We start from the raw sequence: 14,549 nt of genomic DNA, 5'->3' as shown, positions 1-14,549 counted from the left end.
TCAGGCGGTGGCACGCGGTAGCAACACCACGCCCGCACCCAGCTTGCCGCTGGCTCTGCTATACCGCGGCATGGTCCACACACAAGCCATCACCCACCAACCTTGCACGGCGATGAGTGCCAAATAGCATGCCGGACTGCGTGTCTTGCAACAGATAGCAACCGCGCTAAGCTGCGGATGCATAAGTGTTTTTAGCCATTGCAACAGCATGGCAAGGCACCAAGCCAATCCCGCCTACATTTCTACTGACAAATCAGCCATTTAGCCGTATAATGCGCCCTGCCTCCTTCCGGACCGTTCCCCAGCACGGGGTTCAATCCGTCTGCCTTGCCTTGGTAACGGCACATTTTTACTGTGTGCTACCTGTCTTACCTGCTTGGTTATCGATAGAAGCAATCTGTTATCACAGATCGTGCGGCGCTCCGTGAGGGACTGCCGCATGGGCTATTGGCCCACCCGTTACACTGAAAGGAATCGTTAATGTCCAAAGAAGACATGATCGAGCTGCAAGGCGTTGTTATTGAAATGCTGCCGGAATCGCGCTTCCGCGTGCGTCTGGACAACAACGTAGAAATCCTGGCCTATGGCTCGGGCAAGATGAAGATGCACCGCATCCGCGTCCTGGTTGGCGACCGCGTTACCGTGGAAATGTCTCCCTACGACCTGACCAAAGGTCGCATCAACTTCCGTCATCCGACCGCACCGGTTGGCGGCGGCGCACCGCACCACTTCAAGCGTCGTTGATAAGCTGAGTTCCCTCGCGGCCACTCAGCCCACCTGTGGGTCGCGTAGTCAGTTCCTGCCTTGCCCGCCGGCTATTCTGCCCGGCATCATATCGCAGCACACTGCCCCGGAAGTGATGACCATACGGTCCATCGCTTTGCGGCAGGTGACCGCTTGACGGCTGCCCGGCCGCCGGACCTCTGTCCCGGCCTTCAGCCACCTCACCTTCATATCAAGATATTCTGTCGGCGAATCGCAATCCGTTTAAGTTAAATCCGGTTAAATTCCCAACACCGGTTTACAAATAAACGATTTATCGATTTTTCCACTGGCAAGAATGCATGACACCTGCTTAGATTGAGAAATACCCTTCTAAACAGTGCGTCAGCCATGACCAGCCAGATTCCAAGACAGATTCTGCTCGCCGAAGACAGCAGCAGTCAGCGCAGCCTGCTCAAGGCGCTCTGCCTGCAAATACCCAATACCGTGGTACACGAAGCTGCCGACGGTAGCTGGGCCTTCCAGCTCAGTCGCAAGATTCCCAAACTGGACTTGGTCATCACCGACCTGAACATGCCGGGCATGGATGGCATCGAACTGGTGGAGCAGCTGTCACGCCAGCCACACATTCCGTCATTGCTGCTGATCAGCGGCCACTCGCCAGAACTACTGTCCAACAGCGTGCGTGCCGCTCAGGAGCTGGGCTTTACCGGCATCGGCCATTTGGCCAAACCGATTGATGATGATCTGTTTCTGACGGAGATCACCCGCCTGCTCGATGTGCAGCAAGACATCAGCGACAGCAAGAGCAGCCTGCCGCTGATCGACATCATTACCGGGCTGGCACACAACCAGTTCTGCGCCTTCTATCAGCCCATTTACGATTTGCGCCAGGGCCGTGCCGTGCAGATCGAGGCCCTGGCACGCTGGCGTCACCCGCAGCAAGGCATACTGGGGCCCAACCAATTCATCGGCATGCTGGAACACGAAGGCTTTATCTCGCTGCTGACCAACCGCATCGTGCAAACCAGCCTGGACATGCTGATCCGTGAGCCAAACATGCAGCAGCTGCGGCTGTCGATCAATCTGTCGCGCCGCCTGCTGGATGACCGCGAGTTTCTGGATTGGCTGGTTGAGCAGGTGGCATCGCGCGGGCTGGCTTTTGACCGCATCGTGCTGGAAATCACTGAGACCATGGCCTTCACCAACTTCGGCCATACCCTGGCGACCCTGCTACGGCTGCGCATGCGTGGTTTCGAATTGTCGCTGGATGATTTTGGCACCGGCCACACCACGCTGGAACACATCAAGAACCTGCCGCTAACCGAGCTGAAGTTCGACCGCATCCTGATCAAGGACATCCACCGAGATGCCCGCAGCCAGAGCATCATTTCCGGCATGGCCAATATTGCCCGTGAACTGGGCCTGCGCATGGTGGCAGAGGGAATCGACAATACCGAAGACCTGGACTATCTGTGCGCGCAGCACCCGGACATCGAGCTGCAAGGCTTTCTGCTATGCCGCCCCGTGCCGGCAGAAGAACTGGGCAAGCACATCTTCCCCAGCTGTCAGCTCAGCCGGCGTGCCTGAGCACCACCCCTGCCCCGCCATCAGTCCGCAATCTTGCCGCGCAAGGCCTTGATGCCGCTGCGCCGCGACTTGCCCTCCAGCCTGCGCTGTTTCGAGCCATAGGTAGGCCGGGTGGCATGCCTGGCCTTGGGCACGTGCGCTGCCGCATCCACCATGGCCTGCAGCCGCGCCAGCGCATCGGCACGGTTCAGCTCCTGCGTGCGGTGCTGCTGCGCCTTGATGATGATGACCCCATCCTTGCTCACGCGGGCATCAGACATTGCCAGCAGACGCTGCTTGATGTGATCGGGCAGGCTGGAGGCCGTCACGTCAAAACGCAGGTGAATGGCAGAAGACACCTTGTTGACGTTCTGGCCACCAGCACCCTGCGCCCGGATGGCCGTCAGTTCAATCTGCTTCGGATCAAGCGGATAACGACTCACTGCCATCCTTCCCTGCTTCCAGGGCCTGCAACACCTGGGCCGTACTGCGCACCCGACCAAGGCGCGGGAAAATATGCTTGACCGAGAACTGGTGGCACTCCAGCAGCGGGCAGCTCATGGCATCCTCCGCCAGCACCACCGCATAGCCACGCTCCCAGGCGGCACGGGCGGTCGAGTCCACCCCGATATGGGTGGAGATACCCGCCAGCACCACGGTGCGCACACCACGGCGGCGTAGCTGCAAATCCAGCTCCGTGCCATAAAAGGCATTCCACTGCCGCTTGATGATCTGGATATCACTGGCAGCCACCTCCAGTTCTGCCGGCTGTTGCAGCCAGTTATCCGGCACTGGCGTGGCTGGCGGCTGCAGATCGGTCGGCAGCTTCAATGCATCCCCACCATCGGCCGACCAACCCACCCGCACCAGCACCACCGGAGCACCAGCTGCGCGAAACGCCCGCGCCAGGGCCGCCGAGCGTTCCAGCACCTGTTCGGTGTCATAGGGTTGTTTGGCAAAACCGAGAATGCCCTGCTGCAGATCGACCAGGATCAGGGCGGTGGTGGCGGGATCAAAACGGTCCGGCATGGCAGTCCTCAAACAGTGACAAGACAGGCTCCGACAATACTACTGCCAGCGCCACAGCAACAAGAAAAATGGCGAAACGCCGTAGCGTTTCGCCATGTTCCACTACCGGTCCAGCCAGACCGGGTCGGTGTGCGACATCAATCCGGCAGGGCGACCTTGCCATCCTTGCTGAACTGGTAATCCTTGAACACGTGCTCGGCGCTGAGGATCTGGTAGCTGCCGTCCTCATTGCGACGGGTCGTGTCCTTCAGGCGATAGGTGTACTGACCACAAGTCCAGCAATCAAAGTTGCGCATGTGGGTGCACAGACAGGTCTTGTCCATCACCTTGATGCGGCGCTCGCCCGGATGGGCCGCCACTTCGCGGTTATAGGCCTGGATGTAGGCACAGCTGCCATTGGCATCCAGCAGATAGCCGTAAGCCTCGCAATTGGGACGGATGCCGTCGCCAATGGCCGGGCAGGACTTGATCATGCGCATCGGGTAGCCGGTGGGCGACAGCTGGTTGACTTCGATATCGTCTTCCGTTGCCTTGAAATATTCCTGCTGCACTTTTTCCGGCAGACCGCATTCGCTGGTGACGGTAAAGCGGGTGGCCACCTGCACGGCACTGGCACCGTTTTCCAGGAAACCCACGGCATCGCTGCCGGTGAAGATGCCACCAGCCGGAATCAGCGGAATATCCAGCTGTTCGGCCTGCATCCAGGCGTGAATCTCGGCGACGATGGTGGCCAGATCATACTGCGCCCAGTCCATGCCGAAACCCAGATGGCCGCCAGCCAGCGGGCCTTCCACCACCACGTAGTCCGGCAGGCGGCCGGTACGGGCGGATTTTTTCAGGAACAGCTGCAAGGCACGCAGCGACGAAACAATGATGCCCAGCTTTACATCACGAAAACGCGGGTGGTCTTCGATCAGGGCAAACGAACCCAGATGCAGGCCGGCAGCCAGGGTGATGCCGTCGATGCCGGCATCCATGGCGGTTTGCATGCGTACGCGCAAGGTTTCCTTGGGCGCATTCATGGTGAGCTTTTCCATGCAGTTGATGAAAATCAGCCCATCGCCCTTTTTGGCGTCCATGGCGGAGCCAACGTGCATTTTGGTGGCTTCAGCCAGAATATCCAGGTCGAACTTGACCACGGACTTGTCGGCGTTCTCCACGTTGAATTTGTACTGCTTGAGCTTGTCCTTGACGAACTTGGTATTGAAGCGGCGGTCGGTAACCGTCGGCACCATGGCATCGGAAATATGACCGATGCCGCCCAGACGGGCCGCTTCCAGCGACAGGGCAACGGTGGAAATGTCCACACCCATGCCACCGACCATGATGGGAACCAGCTCTTGCTTGCCCAGACGCAGGCGGAAATCGTCAACACACTTCATTTTGATGAACCTCAGTTTGGCTGGGCGGCATTATCCCCCATCCCTTTGCACAAAATCCATTTTTTTAGAGTTTTTGCTCGCAGCCAAGGTAAGTCAGGCGGGCCGGCGGGTGCCAGCGGCCTCCACTCAAGCATACAAGGCCTTTGTTACCGTGGTGCTCCCGTTTCAGCGCATGGCCAGGGGCAGCCGGTCACGGGTGTCCTTCACGGTTTTCAGCACGATGAAGGAACTGAAGTCGCGCATGCCGGGTACCTTGTTCAGCTTTTCGACGATGAAATCGGAAAACGCCGGCAAGCTGCGACAACGTACATGCAGAATGTAATTGCAGGGGCCGGTCACCACATAGGCTGCGGTCACCTCCTCGAATGCGTCCATCTGCTGCAGGAACTCGCCATGCCAGTCTTCCCGGCTACGATCCAGCGTGACCTGCACGATGGCTTCCAGCTCGAAGCCCAGCGCCACCGCGTCCAGCTCGGCGTGATAGCCACGAATCAGCCCACCCTCCTCCAGTGTGCGCACCCGGCGCAGGCAGGCCGAAGGCGATAAGGCCACCTGGTCGGCCAGATCCTGATTGCTGAGCCGGCCGTTGTGCTGCAGTGCAGAAAGAATACGCACATCAATGGCATCCAGCTGCATTTGCAACTTCCTTTCTTCAACAATGAAATTTGTTGAATATTCTGCGAAATATCACCAAACCACAAGTTGAACTTGCAATTTTTCAAAATAATCACGGTGCTAACATGAATTGCCCAATCCATGGAGAGCACCATGCTGTATGACATCAGCCCGCCGCTGTATGCCGGCATGCCAGTGTGGCCGGGAGATACCGCGCTACAGGAAAGCCCGGCCTGGCAGCTGGATGCACACTGCCCGGTCAATGTCGCCAGGCTGACCTTGTCGCCGCACAGTGGCGCACATGCCGATGCGCCGCTGCATTACCAGGCGGACGGTCTGCCCATTGGCCGGGTTGATCTGGACGCCTACCTTGGCCCCTGCCGCGTGGTGCACTGCCTGGATGCAACGCCCTTGCTCACCCTGCCCCGGCTGCAGCAGGCACTGGCAAGCCAGCCGGACCCGCTGCCCCCACGGCTGCTGATCCGCTGCTACCGGCAGTTTCCGCAGCAATGGGATGCCAACTTCTGCACCATGGACCCGGCACTCATCCACTGGCTGGGCCAGCAAGGGGTACGGCTGATCGGCGTGGATACCGCCTCGCTGGATGGGGCAGACAGCAAGACGCTGGACGCCCATCACGCCGTTGCCCAGCACGGTATGGCCATTCTGGAAAACCTGTGGCTGGACGAGACGCCACCCGGCGACTACGAGCTGATCGCCCTGCCACTGAAATTGATCAACCTGGATGCCAGTCCGGTCCGCGCCGTACTGCGCACCACCCTGCCCCGATAACAAACACAGCACCACAAAGGAGAGACTGATGCTGACTCGTGAACACTGCCTGGCCGCCGACCGCCAGGATCAACTGGCTGCCCTGCGCCAGCAATTCGACCTGCCGCCAGGCGTGCTCTACCTGGATGGCAACTCGCTGGGCGTACTGCCCAGAAGTGCCGAGGCACGCAGCCTGGAAGTATTGCGCCAGGAATGGGGGGTGGGCCTGATCCGCAGCTGGAATAGCGCCGACTGGTTCGAACTGCCGCGCCGGCTGGGCAACAAGCTGGCCGGGCTGATCGGTGCCGGTAGCGATGAAGTGGTGATTACCGACACCACCTCGCTCAATATCTTCAAGGCACTGGCCGCCGCCATCCGCATCCAGCAGCAAGCCGCCCCGCAGCGCAAGGTAATTGTCTCGGAGCGCGACAACTTCCCCACCGACCTGTACATGATCCAGGGCATGATCGACCTGCTACAGCAGGGCTACGAAATGCGGCTGATCGACGACACCCTGTCGCTGGAACAGGCACTGGGCGAAGACGTGGCGGTCTTGCTGCTGTCACACGTCAATTACCGTACCGGCGCCATGTATGACATGGCCGCCGTCACCGCCCAGGCCCATCAGCATGGCGTGCTCACCATCTGGGACCTGGCCCATGCAGCAGGGGCCGTACCGGTAGACCTGAACGCCGCCCAGGCCGACTTCGCGGTCGGCTGCACCTACAAATACCTCAATGGCGGCCCCGGTTCCCCCGCTTTCATCTGGGTAGCGGCCCGCCATCAGGATGGCTTCTGGCAACCCTTGTCCGGCTGGTGGGGCCACTCGCGCCCGTTTGACATGGCTGTCGATTACCAGCCGGCCCAGGGCATCCGCCGTTTTCTCTGTGGCACCCAGCCCATCCTGTCGATGTCGCTGGTGGAGTGCGGGCTGGACGCCACGCTGCAAACCAGCATGGCGGCACTGCGCGAGAAATCGCTGGCGCTGACCGACCTGTTCATCCAGTTGGTGGAACAGCGCTGCGGCCACCACCCGCTGACGCTGATCACCCCGCGTGAGCATGTCCGCCGTGGCAGCCATGTCAGCTACCGCCACCCCGAGGGCTATGCGGTGATGCAGGCACTGATCGACCGTGGCGTCATCGGTGACTACCGCGAGCCGGAAGTGCTGCGCTTTGGCATCACCCCGCTCTATCTGAGCCATACCGATATCTGGGATGCCGTGGAAATCCTGCGCGACATTCTGGACAGCGCCAGCTGGGACCAGCCGCGCTTCAAGCAGCGTCACGCCGTGACCTGAGCCACACCCCGCCAGCCGCCCGGCTGGCGGCTCTCACCCGGTAACACACCATCAGCGGAGCCGAGCGCATCCAGGCCAAGCCACGCCCAAGAGAAATGCACTGCTCCATCAGGAAGGTAAGGAGAAGACATGAGTTTTGACCACATCCAGCAGCGCGAAAGCGGACTGCAACGCCGGCTGAGCGGCCGGCAGATGAGCATGATCGCCATCGGTGGTGCCATTGGCACCGGCCTGTTTCTTGGCAGCAAGTTTGCCATCGGCTTTGCCGGCCCCAGCGTCTTGCTCAGCTACGCCATCGGCGGGCTGATTACCCTGCTGCTGATGGGCTGCCTGGCGGAAATGACCATCGCCCACGCCACATCCGGTTCGTTTGGTGCGTTTGCCGAGCATTACATCAGCCCGCTGGCCGGTTTTCTGGTGCGCTACAGTTACTGGACCTGCATCGTCATGGCCGTGGGTACCGAAGTCACGGCAGTGGCCGAATACATGCAGTACTGGTTCCCCCACGCACCATCGTGGATCTGGATCGTGCTGTTCTCCGGCGTGCTGATCGGTGTCAATGCCATGAGCGTCAAAGCCTTTGGCACGGTCGAATACTGGTTTTCCGCCATCAAGATCTTTGCCATCGTCGGCTTCATCCTGCTGGGTAGCTACGTGGTGTGGGGCAGTGGCAACCCGGCTTATGGCACGCAGAACTTCACCAGCCATGGCGGTTTTTTCCCGCATGGCTGGTGGGGAATGTGGGTGGCGGTGGTGATCTCCATCTTCAGCTATCTGAGCGTGGAGATGATCGCGGTGGCAGCGGGTGAAGCCGAACACCCGGAACAGGCAGTGCGCCACGCCTTTCGCGCCACCATCGTGCGCCTGCTGGTGTTTTACGTCTTGTCGCTGACGCTGATTCTGGCCATCGTGCCCTGGGATGGCCTGGGCAAGGGCAGCAGCCCCTTTGTCACCGTGATGCAGGTGCTGGGCATTCCCTATGCGGCAGGCATCCTCAATTTCGTCGTCATCGTGGCGGCGCTGTCGGCCATGAACAGCCAACTCTACATCACCACCCGCATGATGTTCAGCCTGTCACGCGCAGGCGATGCCCCCGCCAGCCTGGGCAAGCTCAATCACAACGGTATTCCGCTCAATGCCCTGCTGCTGTCCACCAGCGGTATTGCCCTGGCTACCCTGCTGTTTGTGCTGTTCCCCGGCCAGGCCTTCACCCTGATGATGTCGCTGTCGATGTTTGGCGCGCTGTTTACCTGGATGATGATCTTCCTCACTCACTGGTATTTCCGCCGCCATCACCAGCGCCACGGTGCCAAACCGCTGGCTTTCCGCCTGCCCGGCTTTCCGGTTTCCACCCTGCTGGGCCTGGGGCTGATGCTGGCCATCTTGCTGACCACGGCGCTGACCGATGTCTTCCGCCTGACACTGGCCTTCGGCCTGCCCTTCCTGTTGCTGCTGATTGTGCTGTACCGCTTTGTGCGGCCGCCACGCCCATAAACCAGCGCCAGCATGCAAAAAGCCACCCCGCAGGGTGGCTTTTTTGACTTGAGCGTCAGCGAAGCCGCTCAGGCGCGCAGGCGGCGCAGTACTTCTTCCTTGCCGATCACCGCCAGTACCGCATCGACCGACGGGGTCTGGGTGGTGCCGCACACCAGCACGCGCAGCGGCATGCCCAGTTGGCCCATCTTGATGCCTTCTTCGGCGCAGAAGGGCTTGAACAGCTCATGGATGCTTTCTGCCGTCCAGCTATCCAGCGCAGCCAGCTTGTCGGCAAAGCGGCCCATGCGAGCCACGGCATCGCCAGCCAGGTGCTTTTCCACGTCGGCTGCGGCGGCTTCGCGCTTCTGGTAGAAGTAATCCACTTCCACTGCCAGCGCGTTCAGGTCTTGCACACGTTCTTTTACCAGTGCGATCACGTCTTCGATGGCCGGGCCGCTGCTGGTATCGACACCAGCAGCCGCCAGACGCGGGGCAATCAGCGCAGCCAGACGGCTGTTGTCCGCCGCCTTGATGTGCTGGGCATTCAGCCACAGGAATTTTTCCTGATTGAAACGGCTGGCCGAGGCGCTGACCGCTTCCAGGCTGAACCACTCGACAAACTGCTCCATGCTGAAGAATTCGTCATCGCCATGACCCCAGCCCAGACGCGCCAGGTAGTTGAGCAGCGCTTCCGGCAGGATGCCCTTGTCGGCGTAGTCCACCACGCTCACTGCGTCGCGGCGCTTGGACATCTTCTGGCCGTCCTCATTCAGGATCATCGGCAGATGGCCATACACCGGCAGCGGTGCATTCAGCGCCTTGAGGATGTTGATCTGGCGCGGGGTATTGTTGACGTGGTCGTCACCACGGATCACGTGGGTGATCTGCATGTCCCAGTCGTCCACCACTACGCAGAAGTTGTAGGTGGGGCTGCCATCCGGGCGGGCGATGATCAGGTCGTCCAGCTCGGTATTGGAGAATTCGATACGGCCCTTCACCGCGTCGTCCCAGGCGACGGTGCCGTCCAGCGGGGTGCGGAAGCGGATCACCGGCTGCACGTCGGCCGGAATGGCCGGCAGGGTCTTGCCCTCTTCCGGGCGCCAGCGACGGTCGTAACGCGGCTTTTCACCATTGGCTTCCTGCTCGGCGCGCATGGCTTCCAGTTCTTCCTTGCTGCAGTAGCAGCGATAGGCATGGCCGGATTCCAGCAATTGCTGGATCACTTCCTTGTAGCGGTCGAAACGCTGGGTCTGGTAGAAGGGACCTTCGTCATAATCCAGCCCAACCCAGTGCATGCCGTCCATGATGGCCTTGACCGACTCCGGCGTGGAGCGCTCAAGGTCGGTGTCTTCGATGCGCAGCACGAAAACGCCATTGTTCTTGCGGGCATAGGCCCAGGAAAAGAGAGCGGTGCGCACGCCACCGATATGCAGATAGCCGGTGGGGCTGGGGGCAAAGCGGGTACGGATCATGATGGGATGGGTCCAGCCGGATGAAGAAAGGCGCTATTGTACGCCGCCAACAAAACAGCCCGCAAATGCGGGCTGGGTATGCGTCATGCTCCGGCAGGATTCTGCTGACTCAAATCAGGCCGCCAACGGCTGGCAGCACGTCGGCAGGCAGCATCTGCGCCAGCAGCCAGAAAGCCGTACCGGCCAGCATGGCGGCCATGCCGCAGTTGAAGGCACGCAGCCGGCGCGGCGAGGCCAGCCAGCGGCGGATGGCCACGCCACTGCCCGCCCACAGCGCAATGCAGGGCAAGCCGACCACAAAGGTAATGGCAGCGAACAGCAGGCCGGCGGTGAAGGGGTGCATGTGCTGCGGCAGGAACACCACGGCAATATTGAAACCCATCAGCCACACCTTGGGGTTCAGCCAGTTGAACAGCAGGCCGCCGACAAAACCCATGGGCTGGCCTTGATCATCCTGCTCACCGGCCGCGCCAGCGCGGGCCATCCCCCAAGACAGCCACAGCAGATAGCTGCAGCCAGCCAGGGCCAGATACAGCTGCACGCTGCTGATCAAGGCCACCAGATTACCCAGGAATACCGTCAACACCCCCACCTGCAGCGCCAGCCCCAGCGCCATGCCCATCATGGCTGGCAGGGTGCGGCCAAAGCCGTAATTGACCCCGGACGAGGCCAGCACCAGATTATTCGGGCCGGGGGTGATGGACATCACCAGCAGATAGGTGACCAGTGCAACAAGATTCATGACAACTCCAGGGTAGGGCTGAGGCGGAAGCACCTGCAGCGACCGGCTTGTGGCCAGCCGGGCAAAGGCGGCAGCGCTATCGGTTTTTGATGAGCACATGGTACGCAAAGGGACTGGACAGTAACAGATTCAGAAAAATACAATTGAGACCATAACAGTTGGCAACATACAAAACTGTTCCGGTCTGTTCCGGGCCAAATTGTGCCGGCCAGGCCATCCCACAGCCTGCAGGAGACGTGTAATGAGCCAGGAGCCGCTGTATCAACAGCTGGTCAATGAGTGGATCACCCTGATCCAGAACGGTGTGGTACGCGCTGGCGAACGCCTGCCCTCGGTACGCAAGGCCTGCGCCATGCACAAGGTCAGCCCCTCCACCATCCTGCTGACGTATCGCACGCTGGAAGACCGTGGTTTTATCGAGGCCAGGCCGCAATCCGGCTTCTATGTAAAAGCTGCCGCCAGCCTGCCGCTGCCGCGCATGCGCCGCCAGAGCGAAGCCGCGCCCACCGGCGAGGTGGTGGACCATATCGAAACCGTGATGCGGGTACAGACCGCTGCTGATTTCATCGACCTGTCATTGGCCAGCCCGCGCGGCAGTGACTTCTACCCCACCACCCGCTTCAAGCACATCATGGGCCGGCTGCTGCGCCAGCAGCCGGAGCTGACCACCGACTACCCCTTCCCGCCCGGCTCCGAACGGCTACGCCGGCAAATCGCCCAGCGTGCGGTCAGCTGGGGCTGCGTGCTGGCCATGGACGACATCGTCATCACCAATGGCTGCTCCGAAGCGCTGCAACTGGCCTTGCGCGCGGTGTGCAAGCCGGGTGATACGGTGGGGCTGGAATCGCCTACTTATTTTTATTTGCTGCCGCTGCTGAAAAGCCTGGGCCTGTCGGTGATCGAAATCCCCACCCATCCCAATAGCGGGCTGTCGCTGGATGCACTGGAACTGCTGCTGTCGGAAAAACGGCTGCAAGCCATCGTGGCCATGCCCACCGTGCACAATCCGCTGGGCAGCACCATGCCGCCCGAGGCCAAGCGCCGGCTGGCGCAGCTGGTCAACGACTACCGCGTGCCCTTGATCGAGGACGCGCCGCACGCCGATCTGCACTACGGCGTGCAAACGCCGGACGCGGTAAAAGCCTTCGACCGTGATGGCTGGGTGCTGCTGTGCTCCAGCTATAGCAAGACGCTGGCACCGGGCTTTCGTATTGGCTGGATTGCCGCCGGGCGCTTTGCCCGCGAGGTATTGCAGCTGAAGTGCGCCAGCTCGCTGGGCCAACCACGCCTGCTGGAAGAAACCCTGGCCGAGTATCTGGAAAGCGGCGGTTACGACCACCACCTGCGGTTGATCCGTCGCCATTTCATGAGCCAGATGGAGCGGCTGCGCGGCACGGTGGCCAGCCGCTTCCCGCAGGGCACCCGCGCCACCCTGCCCTCTGGCGGCTGCCTGCTATGGGTGGAGCTGCCCTCTGGCGTGGACACGCTGGAGCTGTTTCATGCGGCCTTGGCCGAACGCATTACCGTGGTGCCGGGGGTGATGTACTCGGCACGCGGCCGTTATCGCAACTGCCTGCGCCTGTCCTGCTGCTACCCCTGGAACGAAGCCTACGAACGGGCGCTGGTGCGGGTGGGCGAGCTGGCCTCGGGCATGGGCGACTCAGCGCTTGCCGGGCTGGGCGACTGACAAGGGCAGGCTCGCCGACATGGTCAGGGCAGGTTCTGGCGGTGTCGCCGCACTGGCCGGCAAGGGCAGCAGGATGTCCAGGTGGTGAATCCCGCCTTCCGGATTGTGATGTACCACCACGACCTTGCCGGCCTGGCCGGCCTGCAGTAGCGCTGGTTCCAGCCCCAGGTCGGCCGCCATGTCTTGCAGCGTGACATTGGCGATGGCGCCGCGCTGCTCCTCACCGGAAAAGCGCCAGTAGTTGATGCGCGACCACAGCACCAGACCGCCACCAAACAGGCAGACCAGCAAGGCATAGCGTCCCAGCACCGCCAGATGACCGGGGAGCTGGTCGATCCGCACCGTCACCGGCAATAGCTGTTCGCCCCAGATCAGCAAGCTGGCAAAGGCCAGGGCCGGCAGCCACAGATACACCCACAGCAGCCACCACAGCACGGTCAGCAGCCGTGACACCAGCCGCTGCAGCCAGCTCATATTGTGGGCAGCGCGTATGATCAGCACATCGGCCAGTTTTTTCATGCGCGTACTCCCCGGTCCGGACTGACCCAGCGTGCACGCTTGCCCTTGCGCCGCAGCACGCCCTGCGGGAAAGCCACCACGGTGGTGCCGATATTCAGCAGCCAGTAGGCCAGCGGATACCAGATCATCCAGAAATAGTTCTTGCCCAGATCGACGTCATACTGGCTGTCCATCAGTTTGCTGGTGGCAAACTGCAGCATGCAGGTCACCCCCAGCACCACGCCATGCCAGCCGGGCAGAAAGGGCGACTCCATCACCGGCACGATGCCCGGCAACAACAGGCTGAGCAGCCAGCTGACGATGATGAAGGCCATGACGTACGACCACACCACGCTGAGGAAATACTCGGCATACACCGGCCACATGCGGCGGTGCTTCCAGTGGCCGACAATCCAGGCATTGCGCATCAGCGCCTGGGTACCACCCTTGGCCCAGCGCAGCCGCTGCTTCCACAGGCCGCGCAGGGTTTCCGGCATCAGTATCCACACCAGCGCGCGCGGCTCGAAGCGTACATCCCAGTGCTGCAGCTGGATTTTCCAGCTGATGTCGATGTCTTCGGTCAGCATGTCGTCGCTCCAGTAGCCGGCCTGCACCACCGCCGTCTTGCGAAAGGCGCTGATCACCCCGGACACGGTAAACAGCCGGCCATAAGTACGCTGGGCGCGCTTGATCAGCCCGATGATGGCGGTGAACTCGCCCACCTGCAGCCGCCCCAGCAAGGTAGTGCGGTTGCGGATGCGCGGATTGCCGGTCACCGCCCCCACCCGTGGCGAACCATGAAAGTGGCGCATCAGCCATTTGGCCGAATAGGGATCGAGCAGCGCATCGCCATCAATGCACAGCAGGTATTCGTAGCGGGCCATGGTCAGCGCCGTGTTCAGCCCCACCGCCTTGCCCTGGTTGCTAGCCTGATGCAGTACGCGCAGCCGCGGATGTAGCGCCGCCAGTTCATTCAGGATGGAGGCCGTGGCGTCCTTGCTGCCATCGTTGACAGCAATCACTTCGTATTCCGGATAGTCCAGTGACAGCGCGTAGTGCAGGGTTTCGCGCACATTGTCTTCTTCGTTGTAACAGGGCACCACCACGGTAATGGGCGGGTAATCCAGCGGCGGCGGCTGATCCAGCGGCGGGTCTTTGCGTTCGTAATGAAAGTAGTAATGGATTGCCCCCACCATCCATAAATACGCCATGAACAGCGGGTAGAAAAAAGCATAGCCCAATAGCAGTGCCAGAGCGGTGGTCATGATCTGACTCCTTGCATGTG

Annotated in this window: 14 protein-coding genes; 6 read left to right on the top strand and 8 right to left on the bottom strand. The window is 61.1% G+C overall.

The features are described 5' to 3' along the window. The first annotated feature begins 480 nt into the window (after positions 1-480). A complete protein-coding gene (gene infA, locus H2Z84_RS09710; protein WP_059286936.1) occupies positions 481-744 on the top strand; it encodes a translation initiation factor IF-1 in 264 nt (87 codons plus the stop codon). A gap of 369 nt (positions 745-1,113) precedes the next feature. Then, positions 1,114-2,313 (top strand): EAL domain-containing response regulator, encoded by a 1,200-nt coding sequence (locus tag H2Z84_RS09705; RefSeq protein ID WP_181835819.1) that lies wholly within the window; start codon positions 1,114-1,116, stop codon positions 2,311-2,313. Positions 2,314-2,333: 20 nt separating this feature from the next. Here the strand turns inward: H2Z84_RS09705 and arfB are convergent, their stop codons facing one another. From arfB to H2Z84_RS09685, 4 genes are all read right to left on the bottom strand, one after another. Then, complete coding sequence (gene arfB / locus H2Z84_RS09700) at positions 2,334-2,741, bottom strand: alternative ribosome rescue aminoacyl-tRNA hydrolase ArfB (protein WP_181835818.1); 408 nt, start codon at positions 2,739-2,741, stop codon at positions 2,334-2,336. Continuing rightward, a complete protein-coding gene (locus H2Z84_RS09695; protein ID WP_181835817.1) occupies positions 2,716-3,321 on the bottom strand; it encodes a hydrolase in 606 nt (201 codons plus the stop codon). Before H2Z84_RS09695 ends, arfB begins: the two co-directional genes overlap by 26 nt. Positions 3,322-3,458: 137 nt before the next feature. Further along, complete coding sequence (locus H2Z84_RS09690) at positions 3,459-4,703, bottom strand: nitronate monooxygenase (RefSeq protein ID WP_181835816.1); 1,245 nt, start codon at positions 4,701-4,703, stop codon at positions 3,459-3,461. Positions 4,704-4,868: 165 nt separating this feature from the next. Then, positions 4,869-5,339, bottom strand: coding sequence for an Lrp/AsnC family transcriptional regulator (locus H2Z84_RS09685; protein WP_181835815.1), 471 nt, complete (start codon positions 5,337-5,339; stop codon positions 4,869-4,871). Positions 5,340-5,471: 132 nt separating this feature from the next. On the opposite strand from H2Z84_RS09685, the gene kynB reads away from it, so the two are divergent. From kynB to H2Z84_RS09670, 3 genes are all read left to right on the top strand, one after another. Then, positions 5,472-6,110 carry an arylformamidase gene (gene kynB / locus H2Z84_RS09680; protein WP_309545465.1) on the top strand — a complete coding sequence of 213 codons (639 nt, stop codon included), beginning with the start codon at positions 5,472-5,474 and terminating at the stop codon, positions 6,108-6,110. Between the two features lie 28 nt (positions 6,111-6,138). Next, positions 6,139-7,389, top strand: coding sequence for a kynureninase (gene kynU, locus H2Z84_RS09675; RefSeq protein ID WP_181835813.1), 1,251 nt, complete (start codon positions 6,139-6,141; stop codon positions 7,387-7,389). 129 nt (positions 7,390-7,518) lie between these two features. Next, on the top strand, positions 7,519-8,883 hold the full coding sequence (locus H2Z84_RS09670) for an amino acid permease (protein ID WP_181835812.1): 1,365 nt from the start codon (positions 7,519-7,521) through the stop codon (positions 8,881-8,883). A gap of 68 nt (positions 8,884-8,951) precedes the next feature. Here the strand turns inward: H2Z84_RS09670 and gltX are convergent, their stop codons facing one another. Together gltX and H2Z84_RS09660 are read right to left on the bottom strand one after the other, a co-directional pair. Continuing rightward, complete coding sequence (gltX, locus tag H2Z84_RS09665) at positions 8,952-10,340, bottom strand: glutamate--tRNA ligase (protein WP_181835904.1); 1,389 nt, start codon at positions 10,338-10,340, stop codon at positions 8,952-8,954. 106 nt (positions 10,341-10,446) lie between these two features. Then, positions 10,447-11,079 carry a LysE family translocator gene (locus H2Z84_RS09660; protein WP_181835811.1) on the bottom strand — a complete coding sequence of 211 codons (633 nt, stop codon included), beginning with the start codon at positions 11,077-11,079 and terminating at the stop codon, positions 10,447-10,449. 241 nt (positions 11,080-11,320) lie between these two features. Between H2Z84_RS09660 and H2Z84_RS09655 the strand changes: the two genes are divergently transcribed. Continuing rightward, positions 11,321-12,766 (top strand): aminotransferase-like domain-containing protein, encoded by a 1,446-nt coding sequence (locus H2Z84_RS09655; RefSeq protein ID WP_103526217.1) that lies wholly within the window; start codon positions 11,321-11,323, stop codon positions 12,764-12,766. Here H2Z84_RS09655 and pgaD read toward each other — a convergent pair. Further along, a complete protein-coding gene (gene pgaD / locus H2Z84_RS09650; RefSeq protein ID WP_103526216.1) occupies positions 12,740-13,285 on the bottom strand; it encodes a poly-beta-1,6-N-acetyl-D-glucosamine biosynthesis protein PgaD in 546 nt (181 codons plus the stop codon). The genes H2Z84_RS09655 and pgaD overlap by 27 nt on opposite strands. Next, a complete protein-coding gene (gene pgaC / locus H2Z84_RS09645) occupies positions 13,282-14,529 on the bottom strand; it encodes a poly-beta-1,6-N-acetyl-D-glucosamine synthase (RefSeq protein ID WP_181835810.1) in 1,248 nt (415 codons plus the stop codon). Before pgaC ends, pgaD begins: the two co-directional genes overlap by 4 nt. Between the last annotated feature and the right edge of the window lie 20 nt (positions 14,530-14,549).

It is taken from the genome of Aquitalea aquatica, assembly GCF_013911085.1.
Lineage (GTDB): Bacteria > Pseudomonadota > Gammaproteobacteria > Burkholderiales > Chromobacteriaceae > Aquitalea > Aquitalea aquatica.
The sequence above is the reverse complement of the archived record's forward strand: the minus strand, read 5'-3'. Positions and strand labels throughout refer to the sequence as shown.

Bases quoted from the DNA above. Each gene is read 5' to 3' on its own strand.
- infA (WP_059286936.1), top strand. From the start codon at position 481: ATGTCCAAAGAAGACATGATCGAGCTGCAAGGCGTTGTTATTGAAATG.
- pgaD (WP_103526216.1), bottom strand. From the start codon at position 13,285: ATGAAAAAACTGGCCGATGTGCTGATCATACGCGCTGCCCACAATATG.
- H2Z84_RS09685 (WP_181835815.1), bottom strand. From the start codon at position 5,339: ATGCAGCTGGATGCCATTGATGTGCGTATTCTTTCTGCACTGCAGCAC.
- kynB (WP_309545465.1), top strand. From the start codon at position 5,472: ATGCTGTATGACATCAGCCCGCCGCTGTATGCCGGCATGCCAGTGTGG.
- arfB (WP_181835818.1), bottom strand. From the start codon at position 2,741: ATGGCAGTGAGTCGTTATCCGCTTGATCCGAAGCAGATTGAACTGACG.
- H2Z84_RS09695 (WP_181835817.1), bottom strand. From the start codon at position 3,321: ATGCCGGACCGTTTTGATCCCGCCACCACCGCCCTGATCCTGGTCGAT.
- H2Z84_RS09670 (WP_181835812.1), top strand. From the start codon at position 7,519: ATGAGTTTTGACCACATCCAGCAGCGCGAAAGCGGACTGCAACGCCGG.
- H2Z84_RS09690 (WP_181835816.1), bottom strand. From the start codon at position 4,703: ATGAAGTGTGTTGACGATTTCCGCCTGCGTCTGGGCAAGCAAGAGCTG.
- H2Z84_RS09655 (WP_103526217.1), top strand. From the start codon at position 11,321: ATGAGCCAGGAGCCGCTGTATCAACAGCTGGTCAATGAGTGGATCACC.
- H2Z84_RS09660 (WP_181835811.1), bottom strand. From the start codon at position 11,079: ATGAATCTTGTTGCACTGGTCACCTATCTGCTGGTGATGTCCATCACC.
- kynU (WP_181835813.1), top strand. From the start codon at position 6,139: ATGCTGACTCGTGAACACTGCCTGGCCGCCGACCGCCAGGATCAACTG.
- H2Z84_RS09705 (WP_181835819.1), top strand. From the start codon at position 1,114: ATGACCAGCCAGATTCCAAGACAGATTCTGCTCGCCGAAGACAGCAGC.
- pgaC (WP_181835810.1), bottom strand. From the start codon at position 14,529: ATGACCACCGCTCTGGCACTGCTATTGGGCTATGCTTTTTTCTACCCG.